Source organism: Bradyrhizobium sp. BRP22 (assembly GCF_020194175.1).
Lineage (GTDB): Bacteria > Pseudomonadota > Alphaproteobacteria > Rhizobiales > Xanthobacteraceae > Bradyrhizobium.
Window position 1 is genome coordinate 28,012 of sequence record NZ_JADYVX010000021.1, and the last position, 26,252, is coordinate 54,263.

Sequence of the window (26,252 nt, forward strand, 5' to 3'; positions counted from 1 at the left end):
TATTGCCAAACCCCGGCGCGCGGCAAGCGCCTTGGCATGGCGAATCGGCATGTTCCCCATGTGCCCGACGCGAGCCTTGGTGACCCCTTGACGGTCTCTTGCGCCCCTCTTGGCGACTCCCACGTGCCCTCGCCCGAGCCGAACGCGTTAACGATTGCGACGAATGCGCAAATCCGATTCCGGTTTGTTCTCGCGTTAATAATTATGGCTGCTTTGAGCTGTGGACGAGCGCGCCTTTGGCTGTGGACGGACTCGGGGCCCGGTTGCGCAGATTCCGCAAATCACATCACTTCATCCTGGCAAGCCTCGGAGCGATCGGGAAGGCGATGGAGGGGCCTGCAGTCGGCAACCATGCGTTATCTGGTGCAGGCCGGCCTTCCGCGTGCGTACCAACAAACTCAGAAGAACAAGGGTCGAGACGGCATGTCCCTCCTCGAAGGCATAATCGATTCCGAGAACCATCCGCTCGCGGTGGTCGAGGATATTGCGGCCGATAACAACTGGGCGTTCGAGCGCGCCGGCGACGAAGTCACGATCGTCTCCAAGGGCGACTGGACCGACTATCAGCTCTCCTTCACCTGGATGAGCGAGATCGAGGCGCTGCATCTCGCCTGCGCTTTCGACATGAAGATTCCGCCGGCGCGCCGCCCCGAGGCGCAGCGGCTGATCGCCGCCATCAACGAGCAATTGTGGATCGGCCATTTCGATCTATGGACCCATACCGGCATGATCATGCACCGCCAGGCGCTGGTGCTGCCCGGCGGGCTGAACGCATCGACCGCGCAATGCGAGAGCATGCTGGTCGGCGCGATCCATGCCTGCGAGCGCTACTACCCGGCATTCCAGTTCGTGGTGTGGGCCGGCAAGACCGCGGCGGAAGCGATGAACGCCGCGATGTTCGAGACCGAGGGCGAGGCTTAGGGAACACGCCGCATCCGCGGACCCGCTGTCGTCCGGCCTTGAGCTGGGACCCATACCGTGTGACGCCCGCATTCAGCTAAAATGCTTGTCGCGGGTTCAACGCCTTACTAGAACCACCGGTGGTTATGGGTCCCGGGTCAAGCCCGGGACGACGAGAGTGGTGGTGACGCCCTTGAGCAACGACAGCGTTTTGCAGCAGATCACCGGCACCATCGCGCTTGCCGGCGCAGGCAAGATGGGTGGAGCAATGCTGACCGGCTGGCTCGCCGGAGGCCTCGATGCCGGGCGCGTCATTGTGATCGACCCGCAGCCATCGGCGGAGATCAGTGCGCTCGCGACGCAAGGCGTCCGTCTCAATCCCAAGGATGAAGGCCATGTCGACACGCTGGTGGTCGCGGTCAAGCCGCAATCGTTCCGCAGCGCCGGTGCGGCGCTGAAATCGCTTGTCGCGCCTTCGACGCTTGTGGTCTCGATCATGGCCGGAACGACGATCGCCTCGCTCGAAGAAGTCTGTGGCGGCGCGCTGGTGCGCGCGATGCCGAACACGCCGGCCTCGATCGGTCGCGGCATCACGGTCGCGGTTGCGGCGAACAAAGTCAGCGCAACACAGCGCGCGACCGCGGATGCGCTGTTGCGCGCCACTGGCGCGGTGGAATGGGTCGACGACGAGGACCTGATGGATGCCGTGACCGCGGTCTCGGGCTCCGGTCCAGCCTATATTTTCCTGCTCGCCGAAGAGCTCGCGCGCGCCGGCATCGAGGCCGGTTTGCCGGAAGAACTCGCCGCGAGGCTGGCGCGCGCGACCGTCGCGGGCTCCGGCGAATTGCTGCACCGCTCGGACTTGCCGGCGGCGACCCTGCGGCAGAACGTCACCTCGCCGGGCGGTACCACCGCCGCAGCGCTGGAGGTGCTGATGGCCGCCGACGGCCTGCGCCCGCTGATGATCCGCGCGATTGCGGCCGCGACCAAGCGATCAAAGGAATTGGCGAAGTAGCGACCGACGCGCCTACTGCCCCGCCAGCCGCCTGGTAAAATTCTCGACATTGACGAGGCCGCGGGCGTGGCGGCCATCGCCGATCTTGCGCTCGCCGTGAAAGGCTTCGACCTCGAAGCGAATCACGCGGCGCTCGACCGCGATGACCCTTGCCGTCGTTCGTATCGATGCGCCGACCGGCGCAGCCCGGAGATGGCGGATGTCGACTTCGGTGCCGAGAGTGACCCAGCCGGGTTGAAGACAACTTCGGATGGCGTCACCGGAGGCCATCTCCACCTCCAGGATCATCATCGGCGTGGCGTAGACCATCGGCATGCCGGGCACGAAATGCCCGACGGTGCGCTCGGGCCGCACCACGAGGATGCGCTCGGCGCTCATGCCGATCTTGATGGCGTCGCGGGCGTCCATGAAGGCCTTCAATATAACGCCGTCGCCCCGGCCCTGAGCCGGGGACGACAGAGAACTACTTCTTCGCCGCGGCGGCGCGCTCAACGAAGGTCTTGCCGCCCTTCATCTTGTGGGTGAGCGGCGCTTCGTTGATCTGGATCACAACGGCTTCGGCGTCGACGCCGAGATTCTTGACCAGCGCCTGAGTGATGTCGCGCATCATGCCGGCCTTCTGTTCGTCGGTGCGGCCGGCGGCCATGCTCACGGTGATCTCAGGCATCTCTGTCTCTCCCTTTTCGCGTCCGTCATGGCCGGGCGGCCATCAGTGACCTCTCGTATCAAACAAGACGCGGATATCAGACACAAGGCCGGACGCAACGTCCCGAGCGAATGGCTATCCCCACGTCACGTCATGCCGCGCCAGCACTTCGCGAACTTTCGCGACGAGATCGGCCTCCGCGCAGGAGAACTGCGCCGGACGTGTTTCGCGCCATTCCTGGTTCGAAGCGATCGCAGCCGCAGCCTTCGCGCCCTCGATCAGGTCCTTGATCTGCACCTCGCCGCGCGACCTTTCATCCGAGCCCTGGATGATGACGCAAGGCGAGTTGCGGCGATCGGCATATTTGAGCTGGTTGCCCATGTTCTTGGGGTTGCCAAGGTAGAGCTCGGCGCGGATGTTGGCGCTACGCAATTGCGCGACCATTTTTTGATAATCCGCGACCCGCTCGCGATCGAACACAGTAACGACCACCGGCCCAAATTGCGGCCGCGTATCGAGCTTGCCGAGCAGCGTCAGCGCCGCCTGCAGCCGCGACACGCCGATCGAGAACCCTGTCGCCGGCACCGGCTCGCCGCGGAAGCGTGAAACGAGGCCGTCGTAGCGACCACCGCCGCCGACGGAGCCGAAGCGCACGGGGCGGCCTTTTTCGTCCTTGGTGTCGAGGAGGAGTTCCACTTCGTAGACCGGGCCGGTGTAGTATTCGAGACCGCGGACAACGGAAGGATCGATGCGGATGCGATCGCTGTAGTCAGAAGTGGCAACTAGCTGCGAAATATTCGCAAGCTCGCTGATCCCCTCCTCGCCAATCACTGAGCCCGATACGAGCGTAAGCTTCGTGATAATTTCTTCATTAGTACCCGTTTCGGGACAAGTAGAAGCGAGCACACGGGTGATCGCAGTCTCCTCCAAACCGGCACCTTTGGTGAAGTCACCGCTTTCATCCTTACGACCTTCGCCGAGCAGAGCGCGCACTCCGTCTTCGCCCAGCCGATCAAATTTGTCGATCGCGCGCAAAACAGTCAGCCTTCGCCCGGCGTTTTCGGGACCGCCGAGGCCAATTGCTTCCAGCACCCCATCCAGCACCTTGCGGTTGTTCACCTTCACCACATAGCTGCCACGCGGAACGCCCAGCGCCTCCATGGTGTCCGCTGCCATCATGCACATCTCGGCGTCGGCGGCCGGCGAGCCTGAGCCCACCGTATCGGCGTCGAACTGCATGAACTGGCGGAAGCGGCCGGGGCCGGGCTTCTCGTTGCGGAAGACGTAGCCGGCGCGGTAGCTGCGATAGGGCTTCGGCAGGTGATCGAAATTCTCGGCGACGTAGCGGGCGAGCGGCGCGGTGAGGTCGTAGCGCAGCGAGATCCACTGCTCGTCGTCATCCTGGAACGAGAACACGCCCTCGTTGGGGCGGTCCTGGTCGGGCAGGAATTTGCCGAGCGCGTCGGTATATTCCATCGCCGGCGTCTCCACCGGCTCGAACCCGTAGCGCTCGAACACTTCGCGGATGGTCTCGGTCATCCGCCGCGTCGCGGCGATCGCGGTCGGCCCGCGATCTTCCAGCCCGCGCGGCAGCCGCGCCTTCAGCTTCTGCGGTTTTTTGGGTTTGTCGGCCATGGCGCGCGTTTACCAGCGGATGGAGAATGCGGCAACCGTCACGCCGAAAGCGGCGGAATGATTCCGCCGCCGGTCACAGCACCTTTCTGATCCAGTTGTGCGGGTCGGCGGTGCGGCCGTACTGGATGTCGACCAGCTTCTTGCGCAGCCCCATCGCGACAGCGCCGGCGTTGCCGCCATTGATGAGGAAATCGCCCTTCGTGGAACACACCTTGCCGATCGGCGAGATGACGGCCGCGGTGCCACAGGCGAAGGCCTCTTTCAGTTTTCCGCTGGCGGCGTCCGCGCGCCACTGGTCGATCGTGTAGGCTTCCTCGCGCACCTGCGTGCCGGAATCCTTCGCCAGCGCAATGATCGAATCCCTCGTGATGCCCGGCAGGATCGTGCCGAGCGGCGGCGTCAACAGCGAGCCGTCCTCGAACACGAAGAAGACGTTCATGCCGCCGAGTTCCTCGACGTAGCGACGCTCGACCGCATCGAGGAAAACGACCTGATCGCAGCCGTGCTCGATGGCCTCGGCCTGCGCGCGCAGGCTCGCGGCGTAATTGCCGCCGCATTTGACGGCGCCGGTGCCGCCGATCGCAGCGCGCGTGTAGTGCTCCGACACCCAGATCGAGACAGGCGCGGGTCCGCCCTTGAAATAGGAGCCGACCGGCGAAGCGATGACGGCGAAGATGTATTCCGCTGACGGCTTCACGCCGAGGAAGACCTCGCTGGCGATCATGAAGGGCCGCAGATAAAGGCTGCCCTCACCGCCCGGCATCCAGGCGCGGTCGATGCGCACGAGTTGCTCGACCGCTTCGATAAACACCGCCTCGGGCAGCGGCGGCATCGCCATGCGCTCGGCCGAATTGCAGAAGCGCCGTGCATTGGCGTCGGGACGGAACAGGTTCACGCCGCCGTCGTCGCGCCTATAGGCCTTGAGGCCTTCGAAGATTTCCTGCGCATAGTGCAGGACCGCCAAGGCCGGATCGATTCCGAAATTCGCGCGGGCTTCGATGCGCGCGCCATGCCAGCCTTTCGCCTGGTTGTAGCGGACCACAGCCATGTGGTCGGTGAAAATCCGGCCGAAGCCCGGGTCCACGAGCCTTGCTGCTCGGTCCTTGTCGGACGTCGGATTCGCCGCAGGCTGGATTTCGAATTTCAAGCTCATTCCCTTGCTTCCCGCTGTCGGAATCCGCGCGATTTCCGGCGCCAGCCTCTCCGGCCTATCGGCTTAAATCGGCCCGGGCTCCACCACCAGCCCTGCGGCTGGTTTCCATCGCCGTCATGTCCGAAAGGACATGCTTTTGCCGGATGCTGAAGTCCAGTATGTTTTCGTCGAAATGCCGCTCGACAATCGCACGGTAGTCCCAATTTGCGGCCCAAGCCTCCATCATTGGTCTGCTCGTGGCCGTTCTAAACATCGCCAGGGACGAAACGATCTAAAATTTCGTCGTGACTGGCAGTTTTGTAACATTGAACCCAAGATACGTCAATATGGCTGACATAAATTTCTCAACGGCAGCAGCGCAGCCCGATTCCCCGGGGACGGACGTATCCGGCCCGGGACCGCGGACGGGCGATTTGCGCTGGGACATCATAGAGCTCCTGTTCTTCGCTTATCGCGACTTCGTCGGCGATGCCGATCAGGAACTGGAGGCCTTCGGCTTCGGCCGCGCCCATCACCGGGTGATGCACTTCGTCACACGCTATCCCGGGCTCAAGGTCGCCGACCTTCTCGACGTCCTGCGCATCACCAAGCAATCGCTCGGCCGCGTGCTGAAGCAATTGCTCGACGAAGGCTACATCCTGCAGAAGACCGGCAGCAACGACCGGCGGCAGCGGCTGCTTTACGCCACCGCCAAGGGCGAAGCGCTGGTGGCCAAGCTGGCAGGATTGCAGACCGACCGCATCAACCGCGCGGTCGCCGGCCTCGATCCGGCCGGCGTCGAAACCGTGCGGGCGTTCCTGCGCGCGATGATCGACCGCGACGATCCCGACAAGGTGCTGGAGACGATCTTCGGCGGCGCGGCCAAGAAGACGAGGGAGTGAACGTGACGCAGGGAGCAACCATTGCGGCGGCGACGACACGCATGCCGATCAAACCGGCCGACGACGCGCCGCACCTCCTGCTGGTTGATGACGATCGCCGTATCCGCGATCTTCTCTCGCGCTTCCTCTGTGGCGAAGGCTACCGCGTCACGACCGCCATGAGCGCCAGCGACGCGCGCGCCAAACTGCTGGGACTCAATTTCGACCTGCTGATCCTGGACGTGATGATGCCCGGCGAAAACGGCTTTGATCTCGCGCGCTTCATCCGCTCATCCTCGTCGGTGCCGATCATCATGCTCACCGCGCGGCACGAGGCGGAAGCCCGTATCGAGGGTCTGCAGATCGGCGCCGACGACTATGTGGCCAAGCCGTTCGAGCCGCGCGAACTGGTGCTGCGGATCGGCAACATCCTCAAGCGCTCCGCGCCGCCGCCGGCGCAGACATTGGAGCAGATTGCCTTCGGCCCGTACGTCTTCCATATCGACCGTGGCGAATTGCGCCAGGGCGAGGAGATCATCCACCTGACCGACCGCGAGCGGGAGATGCTGCGCATCCTCGCCGCGAGCCCCGGCGAAACCGTGCCGCGCGGCGCACTGACCGGCGGCGGCACCGTCAACGAGCGCGCGGTCGACGTGCAGATCAATCGCCTGCGGCGCAAGATCGAGCGCGATCCTGCGAATCCTTTATTCCTTCAGGCGGTACGCGGCATCGGCTATCGCCTGGTAGCCTCGCCTTAAACCTCTTCGCCATGAGCACGATCGACACGGGCCTGAGCCTGATCCGCAACGCCTCGCAGCGCGTCTCCAAGGCCAATGGCTGGATGGGAAACGCGTTCAAGAGCTGGATGCCGACCGGCCTCTATGCCCGTGCGCTGCTGATCATGATCGTGCCGATGGTGGTGCTGCAGACGGTGGTTGCCTTCGTGTTCATGGAGCGGCACTGGAACACGGTGACGCGCCGCCTCTCCGCCGCTGTCGTGCAGGACATCGCCGCCCTCATCGACGTCTACAAGACCTATCCGCAGGACAAGGACCGCGCGCAGGTGCGCCGGATCGCGCAGCGGCTGCAGCTCGTGGTCGATTTCCTGCCCGCCGGCGACATGCCGCCACCCGGGCCAAAGCCGTTCTTCTCGCTGCTCGACCAGACGCTGTCGGTGCAGCTCGGTCGCCAGATCGGCCGTCCGTTCTGGATCGACACGGTCGGCCGGTCCAACCTGGTCGAGATCCGCGTGCAGCTCGACGACGCGATCATGCGCATCTTCGCGCTGCGCAGCGCCGCCTACGCGTCGAATTCGGAGATCTTCATCTTCTGGATGCTCGGCACATCGACGATCCTCTTGATCGTCGCGGTGCTGTTCCTGCGCAACCAGATCAAACCGATCCTGCGTCTGGCGGACGCCGCCGAGAGCTTCGGCAAGGGCCGCGAGGCACCGAATTTCCGGCCGCGCGGCGCGCGCGAGGTGCGGCGCGCGGCGCAGGCGTTCCTGGAGATGAAGGCGCGCATCGAGCGCACGATCGAGCAGCGCACCGCGATGCTCGCCGGCGTCTCGCACGATCTGCGCACGATCCTGACCCGCTTCAAGCTGGAGCTCGCGCTGCTCGGCGAAGGTCCCGAGATCGACGCCATGCGCAAGGACGTCGACGAGATGTCGATGATGCTGGAGGACTATCTCGCCTTTGCCCGCGGCGATTCCGGCGAGATCGCGCAGCCGACCGACATGGCGATGGCGCTCGAGGAATTGCGCAACGACGCCGAACGCCACGGCCATACCGCGACCGTCGCCTTCCACGGATTGCCGGTCGTGACGGTAAAGCCGGCCTCGTTCAAGCGCTGCCTCGGCAACCTCGTCTCCAATGCGGCGCGGCATGCCAACACGATCTCGATCACCGGCCACCGCGACCACCGCTATCTCACGGTCACCGTCGATGACGACGGCCCGGGCATTCCGGTCGCCATGCGCGAGGAAGTGTTCAAGCCGTTCCTGCGGCTCGACGACGCCCGCAACCAGGACGAGGGCGGCACCGGCCTGGGCCTCGCCATCGCCCGCGACATCGCCCGCTCGCATGGCGGCGACATCATGCTCGGCGATAGCCCGATGGGCGGCCTGCGGGCGACAGTGAGAGTGCCGGTGTAACCGTTCTTCCCTTCTCCCCTTGTGGGAGAAGGTGGCGCGCATGCAATGCGCGCCGGATGAGGGGTTGTCTCGGCGAGCTCCTGTGCGTGTGGAGAGAACCCCTCACCGAAACGAACTTGTGGCCAACGGATGAGCGGCCCTCTCCCACAAGGGGAGAGGGCGCAGCAATTAGCATCTCAAGGCTGAGCTGGCTCGGACGCACGCTGTAGCGCAGCCCGGCCACGACAAGGACTACTTCGGCAGCTTCGGGATCAGGCCCTTCAGCTTTTCCATGTCCTTGATGTTCATCCTCATGCCGCCGGCCATGATGATGTCGCCCGGCTTCTGGTCCGCCTTGCAGGCACCAAGCCATTTGGCCTCGATGGTGCCGGTGGTGTCGTGCGGTGCGCCGGCTTTGCCGTGTTCGGCGTGCGACGTCGTCTTCACTGTGTAGGCGGAGTTGAAGTCACCGGTGATCTCGGCATGCGAGGTCACGGTGACGCCGGCGACGCCGCATACGGAGTCGCTGACATAGCCGGTCGCCGTCTTCTGGATGTCCTGCTTGGAGCAGATGTCTTTTGCCATCGGCGAGACCGCCGTGCTCATGTCCTTGTCCGTGGTCTCATCGGTGCAATGCTGCATCGTCATTTCGGGCATGGCCGAGCCCGTACGCACGATCTTCATCTCCCATAAGCCCGCCTTGCGGACCGGAAGATCGACGGCGCCCGCTGTGCCCGGCAGCAACGCGGCAAGGCCAAGAGCCGATCCGAGCAGCACGAAAGGTCGCGTCATGCCGCGATGCCGGTAACAGCGCCGATCAATAAAGCGTGCGCAGCGGCCGCTCGGCGGCGCCCCAAGGCACCCAGCGGCAGGAGAAGGAGACGTAGCCGCCCTCATAGGGCTGCACCGCGAGGAATTTCACCACCTTGCCGTAAGAAGCGCAGTGATCGACCGCGAGCTGGCGGGCGTCGGCCTGCCGCGCCAGGGAATAGGCGATGATGCCGCCGGTATCGTTGCCCTTGAACGGGGGCACCCAGTCGGCCTGTGCCGGTGCACCGGCCAGCATTGCGCCTGCGGCAACCATGCCAGCGGCCAGAATCCTTCGCATTGCAGACTCTCCTCAAATCCTTGGCCGGCACCATAAAGTGGGACGGCGACGGTGAAAAGAATCGCGGGCCGGAGTTTTGCGGAGTTCTCCGCCAGTGTTGCCGCGCTGCACTTGACCTCGCCCGGGCTTCACGGCACCGTCCCGCACGTTGGATTGTCCGGCGGATTCCCCATGCGCAATACTGTTCTTTCCTCGACCAAGACTGGCCTCTGCGCCGCGTTCGGCCTGCTGGTGGGCCTGCTGGCGTCCGGCCAGACGGCGCAGGCGGCAAATCCGCTGGAGCTGAACTTCTGGCTGTCCGGGCCGAAATATGACGGGGCGGTGGCGCCTTGCGAGGCCGCGCTGCCGACCATTGCGTCTCAATTCCAGGAAAAAGAGAGCCAGTACTGGAATTCACCGCTGGTGATTACCGCCTATTCCCGCATCCATGAGACCACCTTCCGGCCCTGGCAATCCGACAACGTTCCGCGCCGCTATTGCTCCGGTGACGTGGTGCTGAGTGACGGCAAGGTCCGCACCGTGCATTTCTCCATCATCGAGGATGGCGGATTTGCCAGCATCGGTCAGGGCGTCGAATGGTGCGTGACCGGACTGGACCGCAACTGGGCCTATAATCCCGCCTGCAAGTCGGCCCGGCCCTGATCCCTCGTCGCGTCGCTTGCTGATCAAGCAATGCGCCGCATCACAATTTGTTCTTGAAATGTTCCTTCTCCCTGCTACGCTCGCAAGCAGTCGCGTGTGAGGGGTGTTTCATGTTTCGATTGGCCTTGGCTTCCCGGCTGCTGATTTCCATCCTTGCCTTTTTTGCCGTGATCGGCGCGGTCAGCGCCCAGGACCGCCGGCAAAACGCGCCGGGCGAGTTCGATTTCTACGTCCTGGCGCTGTCCTGGTCGCCGTCCTTCTGCGAGGCCGCCTCCGAACGCGGCGATGGCGGGCGGGCGCAGGTCCAATGCGGCGGACGCCCCTACTCCTTCGTGGTGCATGGGCTCTGGCCGCAATATGAGCGCGGCTTTCCGGAATATTGCCAGCGGCCCGCGCCTCGGCTGGCCCGCAACGTCATGACCTCGATGCTCGACCTGATGCCGGCGCCGGGGCTGATCTATAACGAATGGGACAAGCACGGCACCTGCTCGGGTCTGTCGGCACGCGCCTATTTCGAAAGCATCCGCAAGGCCCGCGCCGCGGTGAAGATCCCTGAGGAATTCCTGCAATTATCGGAGCCGAAGACGGTCGTCCCCGCCGAGATCGAGGAAGCCTTCATCAAGGCCAATCCAGGCCTGAGCAGTTCGGCAATCTCGGTGACCTGCGACAGCAAGCGGCTGAGCGAGGTCAGGATCTGCATGAGCAAGGACATGCAATTCCGCGCCTGCGAAGAAACCGACCGCCGTGCCTGCCGCCGCGATCAGGTGGTGATGCCGCCGATCCGCGGTGGTTAGTATCCTCGTCATTCCGGAATGGTCCGGCGGGCCAGACGTCGAATGTGCAATTTGTGCATCAGGAAATCTCAAGAAGCTCTGAGCTGCAGCTACGCATCCGGAGTCAGCGCTCTCGCCTCGCCTGACATGACATGGGTTACTTTCATCTGCGTGATGTCGTAACCCATCAGGCATGAACTATCGTCACGCCTTTCACGCCGGCGGTTTTGCCGACGTCATCAAGCACATCGTGCTGGTGCGAATCCTGCTCTATCTGCAGGAAAAGCCGGCGGCGCTTCGCGTCATCGATACCCATGCCGGCGCCGGCCTCTATGATCTGACCTCCGACGAAGCGCGGCGCGGCGGCGAATGGCTGACCGGAATTGCGCGGCTGATGCAGGCGCGCTTCTCGAAAGAAGCGCTGCCGTTGGTGCTGCCTTATCTCGACATTGTGAGGGCCTTCAGCCCGCCGGGTGAACTGAAGGCCTATCCGGGCTCGCCTTTGATCGCGCGGGCGCTGCTCAGGCCGCAGGACCGCCTCACCGCCTGCGAACTCGAACCTGCGGCACGCAAACACCTGATCGACGCGCTGCGACGCGACGCCCAGGCACGGGTGGTTGACCTCGATGGCTGGACCGCGCTGCCGGCCTTCGTGCCGCCAAAGGAAAGGCGCGGCATGGTCCTGATCGACCCGCCTTTTGAAGCCAAGGACGAATTCGAGCGGCTCGCTCAAGGCTTTTCTGAGGCATTCGCGAAATGGCCGACCGGCAGCTATCTGATGTGGTATCCGGCGAAAAGCCGTCGCGTGACCGACGATCTTGCGCGGCATGTCGCTTCCGAGACAGGCAAGAGCAAACCAGCCGGCAAATGCCTGCGGCTCGAATTCAGCGTCGCGCCCCGAGAAGCCGATAGCGGCTTGGTCTCAACCGGGCTCTTGATCGTCAATCCGCCCTGGACGCTGACCGGCGAACTCAAAACGATCCTGCCCGAATTGGAAAAACCCTTGGGCCAAGGTGGCGCGGGCCGATTCAGGCTGGAGACGCCCAAACCTTGACCAAAGCCGTTGCTGAAAACTCCCACTCGACCATAGGCAACTTGCCCGGAACCGTATTATGCTTGTCACGTTAGGACTGGCTTTACGTTCCGCTTCCGCGAATGGTTGCGGCGGAGTGACAAGGCCGAAGAAAAATCCAGGCGGATCGGTGCCGTGACACGGATCCGCTGAGGTGGCCAAGCTTCCGGCAGCGAATGTCCGGTCGCCCGCTACGTGAGTTACGCGTAGCGGCGGTGCAATGCGGGGGAGGAGTTTCCCGATGGCCATGACTGGTACAGTCAAGTTCTTCAATGGAGAGCGCGGCTACGGCTTCATCAAGCCTGACGACGGCGGCCGCGATGTGTTCGTTCACATCACCGCTGTCGAGCGCGCAGGGTTGAAGGATTTGACCGAAGGACAACGGATTACGTTCGACGTTGAACCGGACAAGAAGGGCAAAGGCCCCAAGGCGGTCAATCTGGTGATTTCATCGTGAGCGTTTGCGCTCACGCTGAAGCGGACTGAATTCTCCGGTCAGGATTTGCCGGGCGGCGTCCCGCTCGCACGGATATGCGCGTGATGTTGCGCAGCAGCTCGGCGAAAAAAATTCCGGCCGCCTGCGACGGCCGGAAGGTTGTCGTCGATCGTTTTCTTGTTCTTGGAAGATGGTTAGAAGTGATAGTTCACGCCGGCACGGATGACGCCGAAATGGTAGCCGTTCGATGCGCCGGTGATGATGAAGTTGCTGTTGGCGAGATCGACATAGAGATATTCGAGCTTGGCGCTCCAGTTCGGCGCGAAGCCCATTTCCGCGCCGAGGCCGGCGGTCCAGCCGACATTGGTGTGGGATTCCGACAGGCCGAAGGTCTCGGCGCGCAATTCGCCGAACGCGAGGCCGGCGGTGGCGTAGAACAGCACGTTCTGGAACGCGTAGCCGCCGCGGCCGCGGATGGTGCCGAACCACGGGTTGGAGAATTTCCATGGCGCAAAGGTCTCTTCCGCGCCGGTCGCCTGGATGTCGCCTTCGGCGCCGAACACCCACGGGCCGTTGGTCCAGTTGTAGCCGATCTGTGCGCCGCCCGTGAAACCCGACGGCTTGGCCGGGTTGTTGTCCACGCCACCCCAGGAATAGCCGAGATTGCCGCCGAGATAAGGCCCCGCCCAGCTCAGGGCATTGAGCGGCTGGTTGACGGTATAGGGCGCGCGATAATTGAAATCGGCCGCCGCTGACGACGTCGTCCACCCCGCGACGAACAGCGCCAGCAGGCGCAAGACGACAAACCGCTTCATCGCAACCGCACTCCACACGCAACAGCCGCAGCCCGCCGGTTGCGAAGGCCGGCGTGGTTACGGAATTCACTTACTTTTCGGGAAGATTTATCGAAAGTTTTAAGTTAAAGGCCTGTTAAGAGAGGCTGTTGCCCACCCATCAGTCTTAATGGAGTGTTACCGGCGCGGGGCTTTCCCCGACGCCCGATGCTGGCGATGGCCGCCGGTAACGCCTAGTTTAGGCCCATGGATCACGATTCTACCGACCATCCGAAGGCGCCCGCACCCAAGGGAACGCGCCACGGCCGAAACCCAGATTTGCCGCCGCAGGACCTCGCGCTCGTCACCGGCGACGTCGATCCGGCGACGTCGGCCACGGATGACGACGAGGACGCCCGGCTGCCCGAGGTTCCCGAGGAACCGGCTGAGGCCGTCGGCGAGGGCACGCTCGCGGTCGGCCATGCCGCGATCGAGAATGCGGTGCGGCTCGCCCCGACCTCCCCGGGGGTCTACCGCATGCTCAATGCGGCCCACGACGTGCTCTATGTCGGCAAGGCCAAGAACGTCCGCAAGCGACTTTCTTCCTATGCCCGGCCCAACGCGCCGCTGCCGGCGCGCATCCTGCGCATGATTGCGGCGACGGTGAATGTCGAGATCGTCTCGACCACGACCGAGACCGAGGCGCTGCTGCTCGAGGCCAACCTCATCAAGCAGCTCCGGCCGCGCTTCAACGTGCAACTGCGCGACGACAAATCGTTTCCTTATATCCTGATCACCGGCGACCATTGGGCGCCGCAGATCCTCAAACATCGCGGTGCGCAGACGCGCCCCGGCCGCTATTTCGGCCCGTTCGCCTCCGCCGGCGCCGTCAACCGCACCATCACGGCGCTACAACGCGCGTTCCTGATCCGCTCCTGCACCGACGGCTTCTTCGAAAGCCGCACCCGCCCCTGCCTGCTCTACCAGATCCGCCGCTGCTCCGGCCCCTGCACCAGCGAGATCGATTTCCCCGGCTACAGCGAACTGGTGCGCGAGGCGACCGAATTTCTGTCCGGCCGCAGCCATGCGGTGAAGCAGGAGCTTGCCGCCGAGATGGAGAAGGCCTCCGGCGAGCTCGAATTCGAGACCGCCGCGCTCTACCGCGACCGCCTCGCCGCGCTGTCGGCGATCCAGTCCCAGCAGGGCATCAACCCGCGCACGGTGGAGGAAGCCGACGTGTTCGCCATCCATCAGGAGGGCGGCTATTCCTGCGTCGAGGTGTTCTTCTTCCGCACCGGCCAGAACTGGGGCAACCGTGCCTATTTCCCGCGCGCGGAAAAGTCGTTCACATCAGAGGAGGTGCTCTCCTCCTTCCTCACACAGTTCTACGATGACAAGCCGCCACCAAGACTCATCCTGCTCTCGCACGAGGTCGAGGACCTGGCGCTGCTCGCCGACGCGCTGTCGGTGAAGGCCGGGCGCAGGGTCGAGGTTTCCGCGCCCAAGCGCGGCGAGAAGAAAGAGCTGGTCACGCATGCGCTGACCAATGCGCGCGAGGCGCTCGGCCGCAAGCTCGCGGACACCGCAACCCAGGGCCGGCTGCTCGAAGGCATGGCCACGACGCTCGGCCTGCCCCGGGTGCCGAAGCGCATCGAGGTCTACGACAACAGCCACATCCAGGGCACCAACGCGGTCGGCGCCATGATCGTGGCGGGCCCCGACGGGTTCATGAAGAACCAGTACCGCAAGTTCAACATCAAGTCCGAGGGACTGACCCCGGGCGACGACTACGCCATGATGCGCGAGGTGCTGGAACGGCGCTTCAAGCGGCTCTTGAAGCCGGCCGAAGGCGACGCGGCCAAGGTCAAGGCCGACGACGATTCCTTCCCGCAATGGCCCGACCTCGTCATCATCGACGGCGGCCGGGGGCAATTGAACGCGGTGAAGGAGATTTTCGACCAGCTTGGGCTGAGCCAGGTCTCCCTGATGGCGGTGGCAAAGGGACCGGAGCGCGACGCCGGCCGCGAAACGCTGTTCATGCCCGGCCGCGAGGCGATCAAGCTCGAGCCGCGCGATCCCGTGCTGTATTTCATCCAGCGGCTGCGCGACGAGGCGCACCGTTTCGTGATCGGCTCGCACCGCAAGCTGCGCAAGAAAGACATCCGCGAGGCCGGCCTGCAGGAAATTCCCGGCATCGGGCCCTCGCGCAAGCGCGCGCTGCTGCATCATTTCGGAACGTTGAAGGAGATCGAGCGCGCCTCGATCGCCGACCTCGGCAAGGTTCCCGGCGTCAGCGCCGAGAGTGCGCGGAAGATCTTCGAGTTTTTCCACGCCCAGCCGGGGAGCTAGAGGGATGGAGTCATCAAGGCGTCGCCGGCGGCGGACCATCTTATGGGCCCCACGGTTGACCTCGACGCTTCAGCGGTATTGGTAAGACGGATGAACATGGCGACCACACGGGGGCAGCCCAAGACCCTGTCCCTTCCGAATATCCTGACCTACGCCCGCATCGCCGCCATCCCGGTGGTGGTCGGCTGCATTTATGTGCAGGCGATCCTGGACGGCCCGCTGTGGCTGCGCTGGGTGGCGGTCGCGATCTTCATCGCGGCCGGCATCACCGATTACCTCGACGGCTACTACGCGCGGATCTGGAACCAGCAATCGGCGTTCGGCCGGATGCTGGACCCGATCGCCGACAAGCTGCTGGTCGCCTCCTGCCTGCTGATGCTGGCCGCGGACGGCATCATCCACGGCTGGACGCTGTGGGCCGCGATCGTCATCCTGTGCCGGGAGATCCTGGTGTCGGGCCTGCGCGAATATCTCGCTGGCCTGCGCGTCAGCGTGCCCGTGACCAAGCTCGCCAAATGGAAGACGACAGTGCAACTCGTCGCAATCGGCTTCCTGCTGGCCGGCGAGGCGGGCGATCAGGTGGTTCCGGTGGTCACCTTGACCGGACTGACATTGCTGTGGATCTCCGCCATCGTCACGATCTATACCGGCTATGATTATTTCCGCGCCGGCATCCATCATCTGATCAAGGAGGATGAAGGATGAGGGTGAAATATTTCGCCTGGGTCCGCGAACGCATCGGCAAGGCCGAAGAGACCATCGAGCCGCCGGCCGAGATCCGCACCGTCGGCGACCTGATCGAGTGGCTCGCCGGGCGTGACGAGGCCTCCGCCTATGCCTTCGAGAAGCCGAAAGTGATCCGCGCTGCGATCGACCATGCCCATGTCAGGCAGGACGCCGCGATCTCAGGCGCGCGCGAGATCGCATTCTTCCCGCCGATGACGGGCGGCTGAGCACGACATGACCGCGATTGCGACCATCCGCATCCAGGAAGCCGATTTCGATATCGCGCAGGAGATTGCCGCGATGAGCAGGGACCGCACCGATATCGGCGCCGTCGTCAGCTTCACCGGTGTCTGCCGCGGCAGCGAGAACGGCGAGCCGATCGCGGCGCTCACGCTGGAGCATTATCCCGGCATGGCGGAGGCCGAGATCAGGCGCCACGCCGAAGAAGCGATGTCGCGCTGGCCGCTGTCGGGTCTTACCGCCATTCACCGCGTCGGCCGCATCGCGCCGGGCGAGAACATCGTGCTGGTCGTGACGGCATCACAGCACCGGCAGGCCGCATTCCAGGCTGCCGAATTCCTGATGGACTACCTGAAGACCAGCGCGCCGTTCTGGAAGCGCGAGGAAAGCGCACGGGGATCGAGCTGGATCGAAGCCCGCGACCACGATGACGCGGCGGCCGCGCGCTGGACCAAATCCTGATGGCCAAGCGTACCACGCCGGCCGCCAAGCGCGGCCGCTCTCCAGAGAAATCCCCGAAAGTCGCAGCAGGCGAACTCAAGACCCTGCTCGATTTCGTCCGTTACGCGGTGAGCCGCTTCACCGAGGCAAAGCTCGTGTTCGCGCACGGCACCACCGATCCGGTGGCGGAGGCTGCGTTCCTGGTCTGCGAAACCCTGCATCTGCATCCCGATCAGTTCGACTACTTTGCCGACGCACGCGTCACCGCGCGCGAAGGCGGCAAGATCCTCGATGTGATCGAGCGCCGCATCGCGACGCGAAAGCCGGCCGCCTATCTCGTCAACAAGATCTACATGCGCGGCCTGCCCTTCTATGTCGACGAGCGCACCATCGTGCCGCGCTCCTTCATCGGCGAACTCCTGGATTCGCATTTCGGCGGCGACGAGGAGGAAGGCGGCTCGCTGATCGACGACCCCGCCTCGGTCGTGACCGTGCTCGACCTCTGCACCGGCTCCGGCTGCCTTGCGATCCTCGCCAGCCGCAGTTTCCCGAATGCCGACATCGATGCGGTCGATATCTCGAAGGATGCGCTGGCGGTCGCCGCGCGCAACGTCAGGGATTATGGTCTGGAAGATCGCCTGACGCTGCACCAGGGCGACCTGTTCGAACCGCTCGCGGGCAGGCGTTACGACCTCATCATCTCCAATCCGCCCTATGTCGATGCGCTCGGCATGGCCTCGCTGCCGCGGGAATGCCGCGCCGAGCCGAAACTCGCCTTCGATGGCGGCGCCGACGGGCTCGACATTGTCAGGCGCATCCTCGCCGAAGCGCCGCAGCACCTGAGCCCGGAAGGCGGCCTGCTCTGCGAGATCGGCCGTGGCCGCGAACTCCTGGAAGCCGCTTATCCACAGCTGCCGTTGCTCTGGCTCGATACCGAGGATTCCGAGGCCGAAGTGTTCTGGATCGGTGCAACCGATCTCTCGTCGGTTTGACGCAAACCGGTATCCGCTTCGTTCGAGCACGTGACGCAGCGCAACGCGGCGGAAATATCGCAGCTCGCGCCGTTCACGTGGCGCAGCGAAGCTGATACTTTCGAGGGCAAATCAGTTTCACCGCCGCCAACGAGGCCCCCATGCTGGACAAGAGCCCCCGCCCCGCCGCCGTCAACGTTCCCAACGACTTCGCTGCGCATTGGATGCCGTTCACCGCCAACCGTGCCTTCAAGAAGCAGCCGCGGCTGCTCGCCGGCTCCAAGGACATGCACTATTTCACCGTCGACGGCCGCAAGATCATCGACGCGGCCGCCGGCATGTGGTGCTGCAATGCCGGCCATGGCCGCACTCAGATTGCCGAAGCGATCGCCAAGCAGGCCGAGGCGATGGACTACGCGCCGCCGTTCCAGTTCGGCATCCCGCAATCCTTCGAGCTCGCCAGCCGCATCGCCGACCTGGCGCCGGAAGGACTCGACAACGTGTTCTTCTGCAATTCGGGATCCGAAGCGGCCGACACCGCGCTGAAGATCGCGCTCGCCTATCACCAGATCAGCGGCCAGGGCAGCCGCATCCGCCTGATCGGCCGCGAGCGCGGCTATCACGGCGTTGGCTTCGGCGGCACCTCGGTCGGCGGCATCGTCGGCAACCGCAAGCTGTTCGGCTCGCTGCTCACCGGCGTCGATCATCTGCCGGCAACCTATGACCGCGACAAGCAGGCCTTCACCAAGGGCGAGCCGGACTATGGCGCGCATTTCGCCGACGAGCTCGAGCGTCTCGTCAACCTGCACGGCGCCAACACCATCGCCGCCGTCATCGTCGAGCCGATGGCGGGCTCGACCGGCGTGCTGCCGGCCCCGAAGGGTTATCTGAAGCGGCTGCGCGAGATCACCGAGAAGCATGGCATCCTCCTGATCTTCGACGAGGTCATCACTGGCTATGGCCGGCTCGGCTTTGCCTTTGCCGCGGAGCGCTATGGCGTGACGCCCGATATGATCACCTTCGCAAAGGGCATCACCAACGGCGCTGCGCCAATGGGCGGCGTGATCGTGCGCGGCGCCATCCACGACGCCTTCATGAACGGACCCGAGCATGTGGTCGAGCTGACCCATGGCTACACCTATTCGGCGCACCCGCTGGCCTGCGCCGCGGGCCTTGCGACGTTCGACATCTATCGCGAGGAGAAGCTGTTCGAACGCGCCAACAAGCTCGAGCCGAAATTCGCCGATGCCGTGATGTCGCTGCGGAATGAGCCGAACGTGGTCGACATCCGTACCGTGGGACTCACCGCCGGCATCGACCTCGCCCCGAACGCGGACGGCCCCGGCAAGCGCGGCTTCGCCGCACTCAACAGCGCCTTCCACGACAACGACCTGATGCTGCGCATCGCCGGCGACTCGCTGTGCCTGACGCCGCCCTTGATCGTCAGCGAGGACCAGATCGGCGAGATCATCGACAAGGTCGGCAAGATCATCCGCGCCGTGGCGTAGGGCCCGACGCGCCACGAAGCCCTGCCCTGAAAGTTCAGGGGAGGCGGCTGCCGCCGTTCGGAACATTCAAAACCCATTCCAGTTGCCTCCGCGCGGACGATCACGTCCGGTCTTGCGGAGGAAACAGCACATGCTTGCGCCCTCGAGCCATCTGCTGCGCGCTGGTATCGGGCTGAAACTCAACCAGCTCAAGCGCGCCACGCGGTCCTATGTGCGCGATCGAACCGATCAGGCGACCGGCGCAGTGACCTCCTATGCCGTCGCGGCCGGCTTGTTTGCCGTCGGCGGAATTTTCCTGATCGCCGCGTGCCTCGTCGGCGTCACCGCGTTGTTTCGCTGGGTCGAGATGCACTACGGGCTGTTCCCGGCCTTCGGCGTGGTCGGCGGCCTCTTGTTGCTGATTGCGGCGGTGTGCGCCGGTCTTGCTATCGTCAACCTCAAGCGGCCAGCGCCCGAGTTCCCATCGCTCGGGAGCAGGCTCCGCGTCGCCCTGGTCGGCAGTTCGGTGCAGCGCCAGATGCAGCGATTGGACGACCAGCCCCCATCCGAACGGGCAGCTACCGCGGCCCATGCCTATGACGAGCCGCAAAGTGCGCCCGACCGGCAGGGCGGCGGCATCGACCGCAACGTACAGGCCGGTCTCGTTGCGGCCGCCCTGTTGTTGGGCTGGGTCGCCCTGCGACGGCGCGAGCAGGCACAGCTGGCCCGACGAGCGACCGCGGCCTGAGATGTCCTCGCGATCCGGACATACTGACAGCCTGCTCCTGATCGCAGCGACCACCATCTTTGTTCTCGCGGCCGAACGCTATCTCAGGAGCGAAGTGACCCCAGCGCCTGCGCGAACTGACATGCCAGACACCTCCGGCCAAGCAGCGCGCGCCGTGGCGGAGCCAGGACGCGGCCGTCACGCGGACAATCCGCTGCAAATTCCATGGGCCGGCTGGAAGGACATCCTGTGGCGCACCTATCAGCGCAGCAACGATGACCGCCTACTGGCGACCGCCGCGGGTGTGGTGTTCTTCGGTCTGCTCGCAATCTTTCCGGCCATTACCGCGCTGGTCTCGTTTTACGGGCTGTTTGCCGATCCTTCGACCATCACGCAGAATCTCCAGAGCCTATCGCTGATGCTTCCCGAAGGGTCGTTCCAGATCGTGCAGGACCAGATCGGGCGCGTGCTCGCCAAGGGCAGTGGCGAGTTGGGCGTGACATTCCTGTTCGGGCTCGTGCTCGCGATCTGGAGCGCCAATGCGGGGATGAAGGCCGTTATCGATGCCCTCAACGTCGCTTATGGCGAGAAGGAGAAGCGCGGCTTCCTGAAGCTGAACATGATTTCATTGACGCTGACCATTGCGGCGATCATCGCCTTGGTCCTGATGGTCAACGCCGTTGTGGTGCTGCCGCTGGCGCTTGACCGTCTCGGGCTGCAGCCGGTCAGCCAGCTCATCGTCAGCCTCGCACGATGGCCACTGATGCTCATCCTTCTCGTGATCGCGCTCGCCGTGCTCTACCGATTCGGTCCGAGCCGGCGTTCGCCGCAATGGGAATGGCTTGGCGTCGGCACATTGGTTGCCGTGCTGCTCTGGATCACGGGTTCGGCAGCATTGTCCTGGTATCTTTCCAATTTCGCAAACTACACCGCGACCTATGGCTCGCTCGGCGCCGCGATCGGCTTCATGATGTGGATGTGGATGTCCGCCATCGTCGTGCTTCTGGGCGCAGAGTTGAATTCGGAAGTCGAGCGCCAGACCCTAAAGGATACGACAGTCGGCCGGCCCAAGCCGCTTGGGGGCCGCGACGCCACGGCGGCCGACACGCTTGGGCCAGCGGTTTCGTAAGTCTCCAAGGAACGTCGGAGCGGCTTCGAGCGAAGTGGACACCGGTTCGCGTGAAGAAAACGCGTCAAAGCAAGGATCTGGAGCTTCGGTTCTGATTCAATCAGAACCGAAAATGCTCTAGCCTGCCGAATCAAACTTGATGGTACAGTGGTCCCGTTTTGGGGGACCGCAGACAAGACCGCGTGAAAGGCCCGTGTTTTCCCGGGTGGGACAGGTCGGCAGCCAAACTTGAGGGCGCAACGCGCGACATGATTCGCATTTCGACGATCTTCATCGCCATCTGCATGGTTCTGGTCGCGGCCTCGCTCGGCCTTGTGCTCTATTCGGTGGCGGGCATCAGCGGGACCGAATCGGCGATCGTGGCGCTAACCGCGCTGACCTTCCTGATCCTCTACAACGCCGTATCGATGCGCCTGCGCGACCGCTCCGATGTCGGCGGCCAGATCGCGGACCTCTCCCGCGGCACCGCCGATCTCGCCCGCCAGGTCGGCGAATTCGGCCGCAGGCTGGCCGCCGTCGAGGGCCGCCTGGTGTCCGCGAATTCCGCCAGCGCCGACCGCCTCCAGGCCGTGGTTGGCGAGATCAACGAGCTCGGCAACCTGGTCAAGCAGCTCGCAGCCTCGGTCGCCAGCCATGAAGACATGCTGGCTACTGCGGCGTCGGCTGCGAACGTGCCTTCGAGCAGACTCGCCATCGAGCCGGAACCGGAGCGCCCCGTCTCGGCTCCGGCGGCTGGCGCGGTGTGGAGCGCCGCCGCTGCGACAACGGCCCCGCAGGTTTTCGCCGCGCCGGCGGCCCTGGCATCGGTACCCGCAGCGCCGCCCGCCCCGGCCGAGGCCGTGGCGGTCTTACGTGACCAGGTTCAGCTCGTCGCCGCGATCAGGAATGCGATCGACGGCAACCGGCTCGACATCTACCTGCAGCCGATGGTGACGCTGCCACAGCGCAAGGTGCGCTACTACGAGGCGGTGACGCGGCTGCGCGACGAGCGCGACCAGATCGTCGCCGCCGACGATTTCATTGGCGCCGCGGAAGCCGGCGGCCTGATCGGGCGCATCGACCACATGGTGATGCTGCGCTGTGTGCAGGTGCTGCGCCGGCTGATGGTCCGCAGCAAGGATGTCGGCGTGTTCTGCAACGTCTCCGCAGCGACGCTCGGCAACACCGGCAATTTCACCCAGTGCCTCGATTTCCTCGAAGCCAATCGCGCGCTGGCGCCGTCCTTCGTGCTCGAATTCAAGCAGTCGACCTTCCGCAACCTTGGCCCGACTGAAAGCGAGCATCTCGCCGCGCTGTCGCAGCGCGGCTACCGCTTCTCGATCGACCATGTCAGCGATCTCCGGTTCGAGCCGCGCGAGCTCGCCGATCGCGGCGTGCGCTTCATCAAGGTGCCGGCGGCATTGCTGCTCGATCCCAAGCAGAGCTCGACCTCGGATATTCACCCCTCGGACCTGTCCGACCTGCTCGGTCGCTACGGCATCGATCTGATCGCCGAGAAGATCGAGGGCGAGCGCGCCGTCGTCGACCTGCTCGACTACGATGTACGGTTCGGCCAGGGGTTCCTGTTCGCACCGCCGCGGCCGTTGCGGCCCGAGGGCGCATCTGCTACCGCCGGGGCCTCTCCGCCCAAGCCTCAGGAAGCCAATGGCGCCAGCACTCCCGCCCCCCAGAACAGCCCCGCCATCGATCCGCCGCCACGGGCCACCGGCAATGCCGCGCTGGCGCGCCGCGTTGCAGGCCCGGGCTAGGCGGCTCGCGCTGCCATGACGTCACTTCACTTTGTCGAGGGACTGCGCGACGTCGTTGGCGATGTCGACGTGGTACTCTCCGACGTCTGGGGCGTGGTGCACAACGGGCTCGAGTCGTTTCCGGAGGCCTGCGAGGCGCTGCATACGTTCCGCCAGCAGGGCGGCACCGTCATCCTCATCACCAACGCGCCGCGGCCGGCCGAGTCGGTGCAGCGTCAATTGCGCAAATTGGGCGTGGCCGACGAGACTTATGATGCGATCGTCTCGTCCGGCGACCTGACCCGGCATTTCGTCGCCGAGCATCCCGGCAAGAAAATCCACTGGGTCGGTCCGGAGCGCGACTCCTCGATCCACCGCGGCCTTGATGCGCCGCTGACGCCGCTCGAGCAGGCCGACTACATCATCTGCACCGGCCTGTTCGACGACGAGACCGAGACTCCGGAAGATTACCGCGCGATGCTGTTGAAGGCGCGTGAGCGCAAGCTTTCACTGATTTGCGCCAATCCCGACATCGTGGTCGAGCGCGGCGACCGGCTGATCTATTGCGCGGGTGCAATCGCCGAGCTCTATCGCGAGCTCGGCGGCGAAGCGATCTTCTACGGCAAGCCGCACCAGCCGATCTACGAGCGCGCGATGCAGCTCGCCGCCGAGCGGCGCGGCTATCCGGTCGAGTTCAATCGCGTGCTGGCGATCGGCGACTCCGTGCGCACCGACATCGCGGGCGCCAAGGGCTTTGGCATCGACTGCCTGTTCGTGACCCGCGGCATCCATTCCGAGCAATTCGAAGGCGTCGACCAGCTCGACCCGGCCTCGGTGACGGAGCTGTTCGGACACCCGCCGAAGGCGCTGATACGGGAGTTGCGCTGGTAGGCGCGAGGCTCCCTATGCTCCCTCGCCCCGCTCTTGCGCGGAGAGGGTGGGGTGAGGGGCTGCCTCCGCAAATTGGATGGATGTGAGTTCGCGGTGAGTCCCCTCATCCGGCGCTGCGCGCCGACCTCTCCCCGCAAGGGCGGGGCGAGGTAGAAATTTACGCCGTCGCCATGTCGGGGAAGACCGCCTCGATCTTCGTCTTCAGCGTCGCCGCGTTGAAGGGCTTGACGATGTAATTGTTCACGCCGGCCTTCTTTGCGGCGATCACGTTCTCGGTCTTGGATTCTGCCGTGATCATGATGAAGGGCGTGGTGGCGAGGTTGGGATCGGCGCGGACTTCCTTGAGCAGGTCGTAGCCGGTCATCGGCTCCATGTTCCAATCGGAGATCACGAGACCGTATTTCTTGCCGCGCATCTTGTTCAGCGCCGCGGAGCCATCGGACGCATCGTCGATGTTCTCGAAACCGAGCTGCTTCAGAAGATTCCGGATGATGCGGATCATGGTGCTGTAGTCATCGACCACCAGAACCGGCATGGACAAATCAACCGCCATCTTCTCTTCCCCCACGCGCGACTGACGCTTGCACGAAAAAACCAACAGGCCTGCGCGACCCGCATTACTCGGTCGAAGCTGTAGCATCAGGCGTTAAACAGCGCGTTAACCGGCTTGGGGCGGATTGCGTCCGTTTTGATGCGATTTCGCGCGCTTGACTTCTGTGGCGCAGGCAAGCCACCGTCCGGCCGCTCGATCATGATCTGATCGGAAGGGACCGGATCATGATCTCATCTCCTTGTTTGAGCATGATCTTTTCGGAAAACCGGTTGCCACTTTTCCGGATCATGCTCTAGTCGACGCTTAAGAATTCCTCAAGAACGCAAGAGAAAATGACGACCGGTTTTACCGTTATTCGTGACAATACCCCCGCAAGCGCGATCCCAAGGGGCGCCGTGGTGGCGATGGGCAATTTTGACGGTGTCCATCTCGGACACCGCGCCGTGATCGAGGCCGCGCTGCAAATGGGCAAGGCGCATGGGAAGCCCGCGCTGGCGCTGACCTTCGAGCCGCATCCGCGCAGCTTTTTCAGCCCGAGCAGCCCGCAATTCCGCCTGACCGACGAAACCAACAAGCTGCGCTTGCTCGCAGGCACCGGGCTTGCCGGCGCCGTGGTGATGACCTTCGACAAGAACCGCGCCGGCACCAGCGCGCAGGATTTCATCCACCACGACCTGATCGGGCGGCTTGGGATCAGCGGAATAGCGGTCGGCTACGACTTCCATTTCGGCAAGGGCCGGGTCGGCTCGCCGAGCCTGCTCGTCGCCGAGGCGCCGCGGCTCGGCATCGAGGTCGACGTCCAGGCCCATGTCGACATCGACGAGAGGCCGGTTTCCTCGAGCGCAATCCGGATGGCGCTCGCGGAAGGCCAGATCGCGGACGCGACCGCGATGCTGGGCGGCCCCTGGTTCGTCACCGGCGAGGTGATCCATGGCGAGAAGCGCGGCCGCGATCTCGGCTATCCCACCGCCAATATCCGCCTCGACAAGAATTGCGGCCTGAAGCACGGCATCTATGCGGTGCGGGTCGGTCGTGGGTCGGAGCGTATCGATGGTGTCGCCAGTTTTGGCCGCCGCCCGACTTTCGACAATGGCGCACCACTGCTCGAAGTGTTCCTGTTCGACTTCAAGGGCGATCTCTATGGCAATTTGCTCGACGTCGCTTTCATCGGCTTCATCCGCGATGAGCTGAAATTCGACAACATTGAAGCGTTGATCCGCCAGATGGACGACGACAGCGCGCGCGCCAAGGCGCAGCTCGCTGCGGCGGCGGATGCATTCCCGAAACTCGGAGCGATCGATTGAGCAAGACCGAAAAGGAGAAGATGCTGGCCGGTGAATTGTATCGTCCCGGTGATGCGGAACTGCAGGCTGATGCCGCCGCCAACAAGGCCTGGCTCGCGCGCTACAACGCGGCCCTGGCCGAGCCGGTATCGCAACGGCATGCGCTGCTGTCGGAACATTTCGGCCACGTCGGCAAAGGCGCCGTGATCCGTCCGCCGTTCTTCTGCGATTATGGCTACAACATTCGTTTGGGCGAGGAGGTTTTCCTCAATTTCAACTGCGTCATTCTCGACGTCGTCGAGGTCGTTATCGGCGATCGCACCCAGATCGGGCCCGCCGTGCAGATCTATGCCGCCGACCATCCGCGCGATGCTGAGACCCGGCGCAGCGGCCTCGAATTCGGCCGGCCGGTGCGGATCGGCCGCGATGTCTGGATCGGCGGCGGTGCTATCATCCTGCCCGGCGTCTCGATCGGCGATGATGTCGTGATCGGCGCCGGCAGCGTGGTCACGCGCGACGTCGCCGCAGGCCAGATTGTCACTGGAAACCCTGCCCGGGCCCGTTCGTGATGAACCAGACGT

Annotated in this window: 30 protein-coding genes; 21 read left to right on the forward strand and 9 right to left on the reverse strand. The window is 64.3% G+C overall.

Annotation, left to right across the window (positions count from 1 at the left end):
• Positions 1 to 423 precede the first annotated feature (423 nt).
• Positions 424 to 921 carry a YbjN domain-containing protein gene (locus I6F35_RS23970; protein WP_225120122.1) on the forward strand — a complete coding sequence of 166 codons (498 nt, stop codon included), beginning with the start codon at positions 424 to 426 and terminating at the stop codon, positions 919 to 921.
• Between the two features lie 172 nt (positions 922 to 1,093).
• On the forward strand, positions 1,094 to 1,915 hold the full coding sequence (gene proC, locus I6F35_RS23975) for a pyrroline-5-carboxylate reductase (protein WP_225120123.1): 822 nt from the start codon (positions 1,094 to 1,096) through the stop codon (positions 1,913 to 1,915).
• Positions 1,916 to 1,927: 12 nt separating this feature from the next.
• Here the strand turns inward: proC and I6F35_RS23980 are convergent, their stop codons facing one another.
• The 5 genes from I6F35_RS23980 to I6F35_RS24000 all read right to left on the reverse strand — a co-directional run bounded on the left by I6F35_RS23980 (position 1,928) and on the right by I6F35_RS24000 (position 5,575).
• Positions 1,928 to 2,323 (reverse strand): hotdog domain-containing protein, encoded by a 396-nt coding sequence (locus I6F35_RS23980; protein ID WP_225120124.1) that lies wholly within the window; start codon positions 2,321 to 2,323, stop codon positions 1,928 to 1,930.
• A 55-nt stretch (positions 2,324 to 2,378) separates the two neighbouring features.
• Positions 2,379 to 2,582: a tautomerase family protein gene (locus I6F35_RS23985; RefSeq protein WP_225120125.1), complete on the reverse strand. Its 204-nt coding sequence runs from the start codon at positions 2,580 to 2,582 to the stop codon at positions 2,379 to 2,381.
• A 114-nt stretch (positions 2,583 to 2,696) separates the two neighbouring features.
• A complete protein-coding gene (hisS, locus tag I6F35_RS23990) occupies positions 2,697 to 4,196 on the reverse strand; it encodes a histidine--tRNA ligase (RefSeq protein ID WP_225120126.1) in 1,500 nt (499 codons plus the stop codon).
• Positions 4,197 to 4,269: 73 nt separating this feature from the next.
• Positions 4,270 to 5,349, reverse strand: a complete 1,080-nt coding sequence (locus tag I6F35_RS23995; protein ID WP_225120127.1) for a branched-chain amino acid aminotransferase — start codon at positions 5,347 to 5,349, stop codon at positions 4,270 to 4,272.
• A gap of 55 nt (positions 5,350 to 5,404) precedes the next feature.
• Entirely contained in the window at positions 5,405 to 5,575 is a 171-nt protein-coding gene (locus tag I6F35_RS24000; protein ID WP_225120128.1) for a hypothetical protein, read from the reverse strand.
• Between the two features lie 100 nt (positions 5,576 to 5,675).
• Here I6F35_RS24000 and I6F35_RS24005 point away from each other — a divergent pair, with 100 nt between their 5' ends.
• Genes I6F35_RS24005 through I6F35_RS24015 form a run of 3 tightly spaced genes read left to right on the forward strand, consistent with a single transcriptional unit; the run spans position 5,676 to position 8,364 of the window.
• Positions 5,676 to 6,230 (forward strand): MarR family winged helix-turn-helix transcriptional regulator, encoded by a 555-nt coding sequence (locus I6F35_RS24005; protein ID WP_225120129.1) that lies wholly within the window; start codon positions 5,676 to 5,678, stop codon positions 6,228 to 6,230.
• Positions 6,231 to 6,271: 41 nt separating this feature from the next.
• Positions 6,272 to 6,967: a response regulator transcription factor gene (locus I6F35_RS24010; protein WP_225120225.1), complete on the forward strand. Its 696-nt coding sequence runs from the start codon at positions 6,272 to 6,274 to the stop codon at positions 6,965 to 6,967.
• Positions 6,968 to 6,978: 11 nt separating this feature from the next.
• Complete coding sequence (locus I6F35_RS24015) at positions 6,979 to 8,364, forward strand: ATP-binding protein (protein ID WP_225120130.1); 1,386 nt, start codon at positions 6,979 to 6,981, stop codon at positions 8,362 to 8,364.
• 231 nt (positions 8,365 to 8,595) lie between these two features.
• Here I6F35_RS24015 and I6F35_RS24020 read toward each other — a convergent pair whose 3' ends face one another.
• On the reverse strand, positions 8,596 to 9,135 hold the full coding sequence (locus I6F35_RS24020) for a DUF3617 family protein (RefSeq protein ID WP_225120131.1): 540 nt from the start codon (positions 9,133 to 9,135) through the stop codon (positions 8,596 to 8,598).
• A 25-nt stretch (positions 9,136 to 9,160) separates the two neighbouring features.
• Positions 9,161 to 9,451, reverse strand: coding sequence for a hypothetical protein (locus tag I6F35_RS24025; protein WP_027581157.1), 291 nt, complete (start codon positions 9,449 to 9,451; stop codon positions 9,161 to 9,163).
• A 171-nt stretch (positions 9,452 to 9,622) separates the two neighbouring features.
• Between I6F35_RS24025 and I6F35_RS24030 the strand changes: the two genes are divergently transcribed.
• The 4 genes from I6F35_RS24030 to I6F35_RS24045 all read left to right on the forward strand — a co-directional run bounded on the left by I6F35_RS24030 (position 9,623) and on the right by I6F35_RS24045 (position 12,395).
• Complete coding sequence (locus tag I6F35_RS24030; RefSeq protein ID WP_225120132.1) at positions 9,623 to 10,093, forward strand: hypothetical protein; 471 nt, start codon at positions 9,623 to 9,625, stop codon at positions 10,091 to 10,093.
• Positions 10,094 to 10,203: 110 nt separating this feature from the next.
• Entirely contained in the window at positions 10,204 to 10,887 is a 684-nt protein-coding gene (locus tag I6F35_RS24035; protein ID WP_225120133.1) for a ribonuclease T2, read from the forward strand.
• Positions 10,888 to 11,059: 172 nt separating this feature from the next.
• Entirely contained in the window at positions 11,060 to 11,920 is an 861-nt protein-coding gene (gene rlmJ / locus I6F35_RS24040) for a 23S rRNA (adenine(2030)-N(6))-methyltransferase RlmJ (RefSeq protein ID WP_225120134.1), read from the forward strand.
• Between the two features lie 259 nt (positions 11,921 to 12,179).
• Positions 12,180 to 12,395 (forward strand): cold-shock protein, encoded by a 216-nt coding sequence (locus tag I6F35_RS24045; RefSeq protein WP_027581161.1) that lies wholly within the window; start codon positions 12,180 to 12,182, stop codon positions 12,393 to 12,395.
• A gap of 173 nt (positions 12,396 to 12,568) precedes the next feature.
• On the opposite strand, the gene I6F35_RS24050 is transcribed toward I6F35_RS24045, so the two are convergent.
• Entirely contained in the window at positions 12,569 to 13,189 is a 621-nt protein-coding gene (locus I6F35_RS24050) for an outer membrane protein (protein ID WP_225120135.1), read from the reverse strand.
• A 225-nt stretch (positions 13,190 to 13,414) separates the two neighbouring features.
• Between I6F35_RS24050 and uvrC the strand changes: the two genes are divergently transcribed.
• From uvrC to I6F35_RS24100, 10 genes are all read left to right on the forward strand, one after another.
• Positions 13,415 to 15,496, forward strand: a complete 2,082-nt coding sequence (gene uvrC / locus I6F35_RS24055; protein ID WP_225120136.1) for an excinuclease ABC subunit UvrC — start codon at positions 13,415 to 13,417, stop codon at positions 15,494 to 15,496.
• Positions 15,497 to 15,586: 90 nt separating this feature from the next.
• Positions 15,587 to 16,201 carry a CDP-diacylglycerol--glycerol-3-phosphate 3-phosphatidyltransferase gene (gene pgsA, locus I6F35_RS24060; protein ID WP_225120137.1) on the forward strand — a complete coding sequence of 205 codons (615 nt, stop codon included), beginning with the start codon at positions 15,587 to 15,589 and terminating at the stop codon, positions 16,199 to 16,201.
• Complete coding sequence (gene moaD, locus I6F35_RS24065) at positions 16,198 to 16,449, forward strand: molybdopterin converting factor subunit 1 (RefSeq protein WP_225120138.1); 252 nt, start codon at positions 16,198 to 16,200, stop codon at positions 16,447 to 16,449. The genes pgsA and moaD overlap by 4 nt, the downstream gene beginning before the upstream one ends.
• Positions 16,450 to 16,456: 7 nt before the next feature.
• Complete coding sequence (locus I6F35_RS24070; RefSeq protein ID WP_225120139.1) at positions 16,457 to 16,924, forward strand: molybdenum cofactor biosynthesis protein MoaE; 468 nt, start codon at positions 16,457 to 16,459, stop codon at positions 16,922 to 16,924.
• The gene (prmB, locus tag I6F35_RS24075; RefSeq protein ID WP_225120140.1) at positions 16,924 to 17,895 is read left to right on the forward strand and encodes a 50S ribosomal protein L3 N(5)-glutamine methyltransferase; all 972 of its coding nucleotides are present in this window, start codon (positions 16,924 to 16,926) and stop codon (positions 17,893 to 17,895) included. Before I6F35_RS24070 ends, prmB begins: the two co-directional genes overlap by 1 nt.
• Before the next feature lie 140 nt (positions 17,896 to 18,035).
• Positions 18,036 to 19,382: an aspartate aminotransferase family protein gene (locus tag I6F35_RS24080; protein ID WP_225120141.1), complete on the forward strand. Its 1,347-nt coding sequence runs from the start codon at positions 18,036 to 18,038 to the stop codon at positions 19,380 to 19,382.
• A 130-nt stretch (positions 19,383 to 19,512) separates the two neighbouring features.
• Positions 19,513 to 20,109, forward strand: a complete 597-nt coding sequence (locus I6F35_RS24085; protein WP_225120142.1) for a phage holin family protein — start codon at positions 19,513 to 19,515, stop codon at positions 20,107 to 20,109.
• A gap of 1 nt (position 20,110) precedes the next feature.
• Positions 20,111 to 21,217 (forward strand): YihY/virulence factor BrkB family protein, encoded by a 1,107-nt coding sequence (locus I6F35_RS24090; protein WP_225120143.1) that lies wholly within the window; start codon positions 20,111 to 20,113, stop codon positions 21,215 to 21,217.
• A gap of 248 nt (positions 21,218 to 21,465) precedes the next feature.
• The gene (locus I6F35_RS24095) at positions 21,466 to 22,965 is read left to right on the forward strand and encodes an EAL domain-containing protein (protein ID WP_225120144.1); all 1,500 of its coding nucleotides are present in this window, start codon (positions 21,466 to 21,468) and stop codon (positions 22,963 to 22,965) included.
• A 15-nt stretch (positions 22,966 to 22,980) separates the two neighbouring features.
• A complete protein-coding gene (locus tag I6F35_RS24100; RefSeq protein WP_225120145.1) occupies positions 22,981 to 23,835 on the forward strand; it encodes a TIGR01459 family HAD-type hydrolase in 855 nt (284 codons plus the stop codon).
• A gap of 157 nt (positions 23,836 to 23,992) precedes the next feature.
• Here I6F35_RS24100 and I6F35_RS24105 read toward each other — a convergent pair whose 3' ends face one another.
• Positions 23,993 to 24,388, reverse strand: coding sequence for a response regulator (locus I6F35_RS24105; protein WP_016844467.1), 396 nt, complete (start codon positions 24,386 to 24,388; stop codon positions 23,993 to 23,995).
• A 332-nt stretch (positions 24,389 to 24,720) separates the two neighbouring features.
• Here I6F35_RS24105 and I6F35_RS24110 point away from each other — a divergent pair, with 332 nt between their 5' ends.
• Positions 24,721 to 25,692, forward strand: coding sequence for a bifunctional riboflavin kinase/FAD synthetase (locus tag I6F35_RS24110; protein WP_225120146.1), 972 nt, complete (start codon positions 24,721 to 24,723; stop codon positions 25,690 to 25,692).
• Positions 25,689 to 26,240 carry a sugar O-acetyltransferase gene (locus I6F35_RS24115; RefSeq protein ID WP_225120147.1) on the forward strand — a complete coding sequence of 184 codons (552 nt, stop codon included), beginning with the start codon at positions 25,689 to 25,691 and terminating at the stop codon, positions 26,238 to 26,240. Before I6F35_RS24110 ends, I6F35_RS24115 begins: the two co-directional genes overlap by 4 nt.
• The last annotated feature ends 12 nt before the right edge of the window (positions 26,241 to 26,252 follow it).